Source organism: Streptomyces sp. NPDC005266 (assembly GCF_040607655.1).
GTDB lineage: Bacteria > Actinomycetota > Actinomycetes > Streptomycetales > Streptomycetaceae > Streptomyces.
Window position 1 is genome coordinate 168836 of record NZ_JBEXHC010000012.1, and the last position, 8778, is coordinate 177613.

10 protein-coding genes and 2 pseudogenes are annotated in these 8778 nt (G+C 69.9%); 9 read left to right on the forward strand and 3 right to left on the reverse strand.

The window, feature by feature from the left end; genetic code table 11:
* Positions 1-175: 175 nt before the first annotated feature.
* Positions 176-484 (forward strand): annotated as a pseudogene (locus ABZU99_RS22220) (response regulator); the annotation flags it as partial.
* 65 nt (positions 485-549) lie between these two features.
* On the opposite strand, the gene ABZU99_RS22225 reads toward ABZU99_RS22220, so the two are convergent.
* Positions 550-1275, reverse strand: a complete 726-nt coding sequence (locus ABZU99_RS22225; protein ID WP_355942765.1) for a DUF5324 family protein — start codon at positions 1273-1275, stop codon at positions 550-552.
* Positions 1276-1569: 294 nt separating this feature from the next.
* On the opposite strand from ABZU99_RS22225, the gene ABZU99_RS22230 reads away from it, so the two are divergent.
* Together ABZU99_RS22230 and ABZU99_RS22235 are read left to right on the forward strand one after the other, a co-directional pair.
* Positions 1570-2103: a peptidylprolyl isomerase gene (locus ABZU99_RS22230; RefSeq protein WP_355942762.1), complete on the forward strand. Its 534-nt coding sequence runs from the start codon at positions 1570-1572 to the stop codon at positions 2101-2103.
* A 107-nt stretch (positions 2104-2210) separates the two neighbouring features.
* Complete coding sequence (locus tag ABZU99_RS22235; RefSeq protein WP_355942759.1) at positions 2211-3092, forward strand: rhomboid family intramembrane serine protease; 882 nt, start codon at positions 2211-2213, stop codon at positions 3090-3092.
* A gap of 305 nt (positions 3093-3397) precedes the next feature.
* On the opposite strand, the gene crgA is transcribed toward ABZU99_RS22235, so the two are convergent.
* Positions 3398-3655 (reverse strand): cell division protein CrgA, encoded by a 258-nt coding sequence (crgA, locus tag ABZU99_RS22240; protein ID WP_355942755.1) that lies wholly within the window; start codon positions 3653-3655, stop codon positions 3398-3400.
* A gap of 146 nt (positions 3656-3801) precedes the next feature.
* Here crgA and ABZU99_RS22245 point away from each other — a divergent pair, with 146 nt between their 5' ends.
* Positions 3802-4572, forward strand: coding sequence for a DUF881 domain-containing protein (locus ABZU99_RS22245; protein ID WP_355942752.1), 771 nt, complete (start codon positions 3802-3804; stop codon positions 4570-4572).
* Between the two features lie 57 nt (positions 4573-4629).
* Here ABZU99_RS22245 and ABZU99_RS22250 read toward each other — a convergent pair whose 3' ends face one another.
* Positions 4630-5079 (reverse strand): helix-turn-helix domain-containing protein, encoded by a 450-nt coding sequence (locus ABZU99_RS22250; RefSeq protein ID WP_356046740.1) that lies wholly within the window; start codon positions 5077-5079, stop codon positions 4630-4632.
* A gap of 71 nt (positions 5080-5150) precedes the next feature.
* On the opposite strand from ABZU99_RS22250, the pseudogene ABZU99_RS22255 reads away from it, so the two are divergent.
* The 5 genes and pseudogenes from ABZU99_RS22255 to ABZU99_RS22275 form a co-directional block, all read left to right on the forward strand.
* Positions 5151-5479 (forward strand): annotated as a pseudogene (locus ABZU99_RS22255) (sortase); the annotation flags it as partial.
* A 69-nt stretch (positions 5480-5548) separates the two neighbouring features.
* Positions 5549-5725 (forward strand): hypothetical protein, encoded by a 177-nt coding sequence (locus ABZU99_RS22260; RefSeq protein WP_355942749.1) that lies wholly within the window; start codon positions 5549-5551, stop codon positions 5723-5725.
* Positions 5722-6372 carry an aminodeoxychorismate/anthranilate synthase component II gene (locus ABZU99_RS22265; protein ID WP_356046742.1) on the forward strand — a complete coding sequence of 217 codons (651 nt, stop codon included), beginning with the start codon at positions 5722-5724 and terminating at the stop codon, positions 6370-6372. The genes ABZU99_RS22260 and ABZU99_RS22265 overlap by 4 nt, the downstream gene beginning before the upstream one ends.
* Positions 6369-7784, forward strand: a complete 1416-nt coding sequence (locus ABZU99_RS22270; protein ID WP_356046744.1) for a class E sortase — start codon at positions 6369-6371, stop codon at positions 7782-7784. The genes ABZU99_RS22265 and ABZU99_RS22270 overlap by 4 nt, the downstream gene beginning before the upstream one ends.
* 62 nt (positions 7785-7846) lie before the next feature.
* Positions 7847-8587: a class E sortase gene (locus ABZU99_RS22275; RefSeq protein ID WP_355942740.1), complete on the forward strand. Its 741-nt coding sequence runs from the start codon at positions 7847-7849 to the stop codon at positions 8585-8587.
* Positions 8588-8778: the final 191 nt, after the last annotated feature.

The window sequence follows — 8778 nt, forward strand, 5'->3', positions numbered from 1 at the left end:
GCCAGGACACCGGATCCGGTGTCCTGGCTGGTTCATTGTGGGCCCGGTGCACGGTGTTGCCACTCGCGGAATTGGCCCGCGCAACACTGGCGCGATGCCCCAGTCTTTCCCTCATAACTCGGGCAAGCCGCCCGGGAGTCGTCTGACCGGCGCAAGCCGCCGTAGGGGGGACATGATGGGTGAACTGCGTCCACTGGGCGACAATCTGCCCGAGGAGTTCCGGGCGTTCGCCGTGGAGCTGAGAAAGCTGTTCGCCGGGCTGGAGATCTCGGTGCGCCGCTATGCCGTGCGCCGCCACCGGGACCCCAGCACGATCTCGCGCTTCCTGAGCGGTACCCGCAGCCCGCCGTGGGAGTTCGTGCTCGATCTGTTCACCGATCTCGGGGCGCATCGGGGCTCCGCCGCCACTCCGGCCGCCATAGAGCTGGTGCGGGCGCTGCACCGGGCATCGGTGCGCACCAGCCGGCCCCCCGGACATGCCATCCGGGCGGGGAAACGACGGGGGCGGGAGACCTCGGTCCCCCGCCCCTCGGCCGCGCCTGCCGCCGGTCAGCGCTGGTTGTCGTCCTTGCCCGCTTCGGCCTCGTCCTGCTTGGCCCGCACCTCCGGGTCGAGGGCGCTCTGCTCGCTGCCGTCCACCGCCGACAGCCGCTCGCGGTCGCCCACCTCGGTCGCGGCGGGGGGCTCGACCAGCCAGTCGGGGTTGGCCTGCTTGTCCCACCACTTCCACGCGGCGAAGACGCCCGCGCCGATCAGTCCGATCACCGTGGCCCGTTTGGTGACGCGGGCGACGCGGGACCGGCGGCGGCGCTTCCGGGCGAGCTTCTCGATGTCGGCCGCCGTCACATGGTTGCGCAGCGCCGCGACGGCCGCGGCCGTGCGTACCGCCGCCTCCTCGCGGGCCGGGCCCGCCGCTGCACGCACTCCGGCCACCGCGTGCTCGACGCGCGGCCCGGTGTACTCGGCGGCCCGGCGCGCGGCCTTGCGGGTGCGCTTGGCGGCCCGGGCGGCGGCCTTGTCCACCTTCGGCGGCAGAGTGCCGCGGGCCTGGCTGAGCCGGGGCGCGACATGCGCGTGGTACTGCGCACCGGCGCTGCACCGGGCCTGATGTGCGGCCTGCGAGACCATCGGCGCGAGCCGTTCGCGGGCTTCGTGCGCGTACCGCGCGGCGGTGTCCTTGGCCGTGCCGGCGTAGGGCGCCACCGCCTCCGCGGCGTGCAGGACGCCGCCCTTGGCGGTGCCGGTCGCGGCTCGCACGCTGTCAATGCGGGTCACGGGATCCTCCTCCTCGGTGGCGTTCGTGCTCCGGGGTTCAGAGTCGTGTACTCAGTGGTGCTACTCCATCTGCGCAGTCTCGTGTTTCCATCCCAAGAAAGATCATGCCTGTTTGTGGAGATCATGCCCGTTCGCTGCGCGCAAGGCATGCGTGACCGGGCATCCGGGTCATGGCAGAGATTCTTCCGGAACCAGCGCGAATCGGCGCGCCGTGCGCTGTTTCGGCCGCTACTCGTCGCCCTTGCGTCCGTGCGAGGATCAGGAGACGGAAGTGAAAACTATGGAAGGTAGATCGTGGCCGAGCAGCTTTACGCCACCCTGAAGACGAACAATGGCGACATCGTGGTCCGGCTGCTGCCGAACCACGCCCCCAAGACGGTCAAGAACTTCGTGGAGCTGGCCGAGGGCAGCCGGGAGTGGACCCACCCGGCCACCGGCAAGAAGGCCAAGGAGAAGCTCTACGACGGCACCGTCTTCCACCGGGTGATCAGCGGTTTCATGATCCAGGCCGGCGATCCGCTGGGCAATGGCACCGGTGGCCCCGGCTATGAGTTCGGGGACGAGTTCCACCCGGACCTGGCGTTCAACAAGCCGTACCTGCTCGCGATGGCCAACGCCGGACCGGGCACCAACGGCTCGCAGTTCTTCATCACCGTCGCCCCGACCGCGTGGCTGACCGGTAAGCACACCATCTTCGGTGAGGTCGCCGACGAGGCCAGCAAGAAGGTCGTCGACGCGATCGCGGGCGCCGCGACCAACCCCCGTACCGACCGCCCGCTCCAGGACGTCGTCATCGAGTCGGTCGTCGTGGAGACCCGCGAGGGCTGATCCCGCACGGGAACTCCGCGCCCCGCTTGTCCGTGTGAACAAGTGTCCGCGTGAACAAGCGGGGCGGGGGACACGCGCAATCCTGTGACAGGGGGCGAAGGGACACCATGGAGGACCAGGCGGTCTGCTGCTATCGGCATCCGCAGCGGGAGACCGGCATCAGCTGTTCCCGCTGTGAGCGGCCGATCTGCCCGGAGTGCATGATCAGCGCCTCCGTCGGGTTCCACTGCCCGGAGTGCGTCCGCGGCCACGCGTCCGCCGCGTCCGGCCCGGCGAACGCCGGCCCCTCGATGCGCGCGGCCCAGCCGCGCACCATAGCGGGCGCCACGATGACCTCGGATCCGCGGCTGGTCACCAAGATCCTGATCGCGCTCAATCTCGCGATATGGCTCGCGGTGCTGGCGGCCGGCGACCGGGTGGTGAACGATTTCGCCCTGGTCGCCCAGTGGCCGCCAGGGCCCTCGGCCTCGGAGGGCGTCGCAGAGGGTCAGTGGTACCGGCTGCTGACCTCGATATTCCTGCATCAGCAGCTGATGCACATCGCCTTCAACATGCTCTCGCTGTGGTGGATCGGCGCGCCGCTGGAAGCCGCGCTCGGCCGCGCCCGCTACATCGCGCTGTATCTGCTCTCCGGGCTGGGCGGCAGTACCCTCTCGTATCTCGTCGCCGCGCCGGAGGTGGCCTCGCTCGGCGCCTCGGGGGCGATCTTCGGTCTGCTGGGCGCCACGGCCGTCCTGATGCGCCGGCTCAACTACGACATGCGCCCGGTCATCGCGCTGCTCGCGCTGAATCTGCTCTTCACCTTCACCTGGCACGGCATCGCCTGGCAGGCGCATGTCGGCGGGCTGGTCGTCGGCACGGTGGTGGCCTACGGGATGGTGCACGCGCCGCGTGAGCGGCGTGCGCTGGTACAGCGGGGGACCTGTGCGCTGATGCTGCTCGCGATGGTCGCGGCGGTGTGGATCCGTACCGTCCAGCTCACCGGCTGAGGGGCGCGTCGGGGCGGCGCGAGCCCACCCCGGAAAACCTCGAACGAGGTCGGGCTCGGTCAGTTGTCCACAGCATGGGGGTGGATCTTGCGCACCCTGTGGAGAACGTCTGTGCGAGCGCCGCTGACCTGCGTTTTCCCAGGAAATCGCAGGTGTGAACGGTCGAACAGAGGTGCTCCGCCGGTCACACCGGCGTCAACGCGGCAGAGGTTATCCACAGATCTTCTGAGTTTTCCCCGGCTGTGGATAACTCTGTGGACGAAGCCGTGGGCAGGGCTGCCGTGGACAGAGCCGACGGAGTGGGGTCACTTCCACTGGGTGGAGACGACGAACCCCGCGGCGATGAAGCCAAAGCCCACCACGATGTTCCAGTTGCCCAGAGACTTGACCGGCATGTCACCCGTGGTCACGTAGAAGAGGACGATCCACGCGAGGCCGATCAGGAACATGGCCAGCATCAGCGGTGCCACCCACCCGCGGCCGCTGTTCAGATTGATGTTGGCTGCCTGCTTCGCCGGCGGCGGCGTGAAGTCGTCCTTCTTGCGGATCCGTGACTTCGGCACGAGGAACTCTCCTGTCGAATGCGCTGCGTGACCGCGCGGGGATATGTACGGACGGCGCCGGGGCGGGACAGCGAAGGGGACCACTTCCCTCCCCCACACGTCGGTTAGCGTAGTCCTTCCGCGGCGTCGTAAGGAGCAAGGGTACGTTGAGCAATTCCGCTGACTCCCCCACCCCGCCCTCCCGCCGCCCCCGGTTCCGCCCCATCCGGCTGCTGACCGCGGCGGTCTTCGCCCTGGCCGGGGTGATCTTCTGGACCAGCTTCAATACGGCCCAGGGCACCAACCTCCGCAGTGATGAATCGATGCTGCGCCTCTCCGACCTCATCCTCGAGCGCAGCCGTAAGAACGGCGCCCTGGACGACAGCGCCGCCCGGATGCGCTCCGACGTCGACGCCCTCGCCCGGCGGGACAACGGATCCACCAAGGCCGAGCGCCGGAAACTCGCCGAGCTGGAGAAGACCGCCGGCACCAGGGCGCTCACGGGCCCCGGGCTCACCGTCACCCTCACCGACGCCCCGCCGAACGCCACCCCGAAGATCCCCGGCGTTCCCGAACCCCAGCCCAACGATCTCGTCATCCACCAGCAGGACCTGCAGGCCGTGGTCAACGCCCTGTGGCAGGGCGGCGCCAAGGGCATCAAGGTGATGGACCAGCGGCTGATCTCCACCAGCGCGGTGCGCTGCGTCGGAAACACCCTGATCCTCCAGGGCCAGGTCTACTCGCCGCCGTACAAGGTGACCGCCGTCGGCGACCGGAACAAGCTGCTCGCCGCGCTCGCCATGTCCCCGGCCATCCAGAACTACCGCAGCTATGTCGACGCGTACGGCCTCGGCTGGAAAGTCGACCAGCACGAGACGGTGACTCTTCCCGGCTACTCCGGCACAGTGGATCTGCATCAGGCACAGCCCATCGGGTAGCGCATCGGGGGCCGGTGAGGACGCGGCTGGTCATCAGAGTGCTCAGTGAGGTCTGCGTCACCGTCGGCACCGTGATGATCCCGCTGGTGGTCCACCTCCTGTACTGGGCATCGATCCGCGCCGACCGGGCCATGGACGGCGGGATCGGCCACCTCCAGGACCGATGGGCGGCCGGTCCGCGCCGCCGGCGCCCGGCCCGCGTTCCAGCCGCGCCGCTACCGGACGGGCGAGCCGTTCGCGATCATGTACATCCCGCGCCTCGCGCAGGTACCGGGACGGCCCGGAAGGCGCTGCCACCGCGTTGATCGGTGGCAGCGCCTTCCGGTTTCCGTATGCGTGACGACCGTTGCGCCACTTCTGGCCGGTCCGGCGGTCGATCCCGACGATCCGGCACGCTTCCCGGTTGCTCAGACCCTGCTGCATGAGCCGGGAATATGCCTCCCGCTCCCTGGTGAGCTTCTTCCTGCCCTGAGGCTTCGTCCGGTCCTTACGGATCTCGAAGTCCATCGCATCCCCTGAACTGGAGTGTTGCGACGACTCCTGGAACCCAAGCCCCCGCACCGCCCCCACGAGCCCTGGGCAACTTCGCCGTCGCCGGGCACCGCCGTACCTACGGCGACCCCTTCAAGGACTTCCCCCGGCTGCGTTCCGGCGTCGCGGTCGTCCTGACGGACGGCACCACCTGGTTCACCTACCGCATCGACCGCCGGCCCCATCGCCCGCTGCCCTCCGACGTCGGGTGATCGACCCGGTGCCGCGCGCGTCCGGTTTCGAGCGTCCCGGCCGCTGTCTGACCCTGACCACCTGCGAACCGGAGTGGGGCCACAGCCACCGTCTGATCGCCTGGGCGCACCTCGACGCGACCCGGCCCGTGGCCCACGGCAAGCCCCAAGCTTTGGTCAGCTGACCCTCCCGGCCCGCCCCGGCCCTTACCCTGGTCTCGCAATCGACTCCGTCATCGGTGAGTAGGGATGGCATGTACGGCTGGATCTGGCGGCATCTGCCGGGGAACGCATGGGTGCGGGCGCTGGTTTCGCTCGCCCTGGTGCTGGCGATCGTCTACGTGCTCTTCCAGTACGTCTTCCCGTGGGCGGAGCCGCTGCTGCCGTTCAACGATGTGACGGTCGACGAGGGAATGGGGACTCTGCGATGAGCGCGCGCATCCTGGTCGTCGACAACTACGACAGCTTCGTCTTCAACCTCGTCCAGTACCTCTACCAGCTCGGCGCCGAGTGCGAGGTGGTGCGCAACGACGAGGTGTCCCTCTCGCACGCCCAGGACGGCTTCGACGGTGTACTGCTGTCCCCCGGCCCCGGCACCCCCGAGGAGGCGGGCGTCTGCGTCGACATGGTGCGGCACTGCGCGGGCACCGGGGTGCCGGTGTTCGGCGTCTGCCTGGGGATGCAGTCCATGGCCGTCGCCTATGGCGGGGTCGTCGGCCGCGCCCCGGAGTTGCTGCACGGCAAGACCTCGCTGGTGACTCACGAGGGCGCGGGCGTCTTCAGCGGTCTGCCGTCCCCCTTCACCGCTACCCGCTACCACTCGCTGGCCGTCGAGCGGGGCACCGTTCCCCAGGAGCTGGAGATCACGGCCTGGACGGAGACGGGCATCGCCATGGGGCTGCGTCACCGTGGACTGCGCGTCGAGGGCGTCCAGTTCCACCCCGAGTCGGTCCTCACCGAGTGGGGCCATCGCATGCTCGCCAACTGGCTGGTGGAGTGCGGGGACATCGGGGCGGTGGAGCGGTCGACGGGGCTCGCCCCGGTGGTCGGGGCGGTCGGCGGTAAGGCCGGCGAGTGACCGCACTGCGCCCCGAGCGAGAGGGCGCGGCCTATGGCGCCCGGGAATCCGCCCCTGGTGCCCGGGAACCCGCCCCGTACGCGTCGTACGAGCCTCATGAGCCGTACGAGGCGGGACGGGGCCCGGACGCGTTCGGGGCGGCTGTGCCGGGCGCCGGGGACTCCCTGAACGACCCGCGGCAGGGATCCGCCCCGGACGACGCGGCCACGGGCCACGGCGTGGGCACCGCCTCGTTCCCGCTGCCGCCGGCCACCGGACGGCGCAGGCGCGGCTCCCCGGCCCCCTCCGCACCCGGCAGCGCCGGGGAGCCGGCCGGGCCACCCACGGGGCGCAGACGGGCCCGTGCGGCCTCCTCGGCCCCTCCGGCCCCCGCCACCCCCTCCGGCCCCCGAAGCGCCGCGGAGGCGGCCGAGACGGCCGTTCTGCGCCCGGTCGCGCCCCGGGGCGACGACGAGACGGTCGCCCTGCGCGCCGTGGGCCCGCAGGCCGCCTCCCCCGGCGGCGACCAGACCGTGATGTTGCGCAAGGTCGCGCCGGACGCGGCCCCGGGCCCGACGCCGCCGCCCGGCGGCCGGGCCGCCCGCCGGAAGGCCGCCCAGGGGGGCGGCAAGCGGGCCGGCAGGCACGGCGCCCGTGCGGGGGGCGGCGCGCCGGAAGCGGGCACAGCGGCCGCCGGGACCGGCCGGCCCCGCACCCGGATGGAGGCCAAGCGCGCCGCGCGGGCGCGCAAGGACAGTCCCGGGGTCGTCGCGAGCCGGCTGTTCGGCGAGCTGTTCATCACCCTCGGTGTGGTGATGCTGCTGTTCGTCGCGTATCAGCTGTGGTGGACGAACATCCGGGCCCATCAGCAGGCGGACGGCGCCGCCAGCGATCTGCAGAAGAACTGGGACCGGGACGGCGAGGAGGACCGCGATCCGGGCAAGTTCTCGCCCGGCCAGGGGTTCGCCATCATCTATATCCCCAAGCTGGACGTGAAGGCGCCGATCGCCGAGGGCATCGACAAGCACAAGGTCCTCGACCGCGGCATGGTGGGCCACTACGGCAAGGGCAAGCTGAAGACCGCGATGCCGTGGAACAAGCAGGGCAACTTCGCGCTCGCCGGGCATCGCAACACCCATGGCGAGCCGTTCCGCTACGTCAACAGCCTCAAGCCCGGCGACAAGATCATCGTCGAGACGCAGCGCCGGTACTACACCTACGAGATGCGCAGCATCCTGCCGCAGACGCCGCCCTCCAACACCAGCGTCATCCGGCCGGTGCCGCCCGGCTCCGGCTTTACCAAGCCGGGCCGCTACATCACGCTGACGACCTGCACTCCGGAATTCACCAGCACCTATCGGATGATCGTCTGGGGCAAGATGGTCGACGAGCGGCCGCGCAGCGAGGGCAAGCCTGACGCGCTGGTCGAGTGAGCGCGGCAAGTCCAGGCGCCGAGCTCGAACAGCCATAACACCAGAAAAAGGGGTACGACGCGGTGGCACGGACCGACCACGACCAGCGGCGGGGCCGGCGCCCCGATTCACCCGCGGCACCGAGCCGCCACACCGGCCGCGGGCGGATCGCCGCGGCCGTGGCCGTCTTCGGCGAGCTGTTGATCACCGCCGGGCTGATCCTCGCCCTCTTCGTCGTCTACTCGCTGTGGTGGACGAACGTGCTCGCCGACCGCGAGGCGAAGAAGCAGGGCGACCAGGTGCGCAGGCACTGGGCCGGGCAGGGGCCCGGCCGGCTCGACACCCAGGACGGCATCGGCTTCCTGCACGTACCGGCCATGCACAACGGCGAGGTGCTGGTGAAGAAGGGCACCTCGACCAAGATCCTCAACGACGGCGTCGCCGGGTACTACACGGACCCGGTCAAGGCCGCGATGCCCTGGGACAAGAAGGGCAACTTCTCCCTCGCCGCGCACCGGGACGGCCACGGTGCGAAGTTCCACAACATCGACAAGGTCCACGAAGGCGACGCGGTGGTCTTCGAGACCCGCGACACCTGGTACATCTACAAGGTCTACGCGACGCTGCCCGAGACCTCGAAGTTCAATGTGGATGTGCTCGACCCGGTCCCGAAGGAGTCGGGCCGGGAGAAGCCGGGCCACTACATCACGCTCTCGACCTGCACCCCGGTCTACACCTCGCGCCATCGCTATGTCGTCTGGGGTGAGCTGGAGCGCACGGAGAAGGTCGACGCGCGCCGTACGCCCCCCGAGGAACTGCGCTAAGCGGTTACGGCGAAGTCAAGTGCTGATCCTTCTCGGCGTCCAAGCCCTCGGCCAGGCCGAACGGCGAGGGATCAGCGGCGAACCCCACCGCATCCGCTTAGCCTGAATCCACCGGGCAACAGCCGGTTCATGGCTTGGACATGAAGACGCGGATGCCCTCTGAACTGGGATAATGGGACTTCCTAGGGTTC

Coding starts and splice junctions, on each gene's coding strand:
- ABZU99_RS22235 (WP_355942759.1), top strand. CDS start 2,211: ATGGAGGACCAGGCGGTCTGCTGCTATCGGCATCCGCAGCGGGAGACC.
- ABZU99_RS22260 (WP_355942749.1), top strand. CDS start 5,549: ATGTACGGCTGGATCTGGCGGCATCTGCCGGGGAACGCATGGGTGCGG.
- ABZU99_RS22250 (WP_356046740.1), bottom strand. CDS start 5,079: ATGGACTTCGAGATCCGTAAGGACCGGACGAAGCCTCAGGGCAGGAAG.
- ABZU99_RS22265 (WP_356046742.1), top strand. CDS start 5,722: ATGAGCGCGCGCATCCTGGTCGTCGACAACTACGACAGCTTCGTCTTC.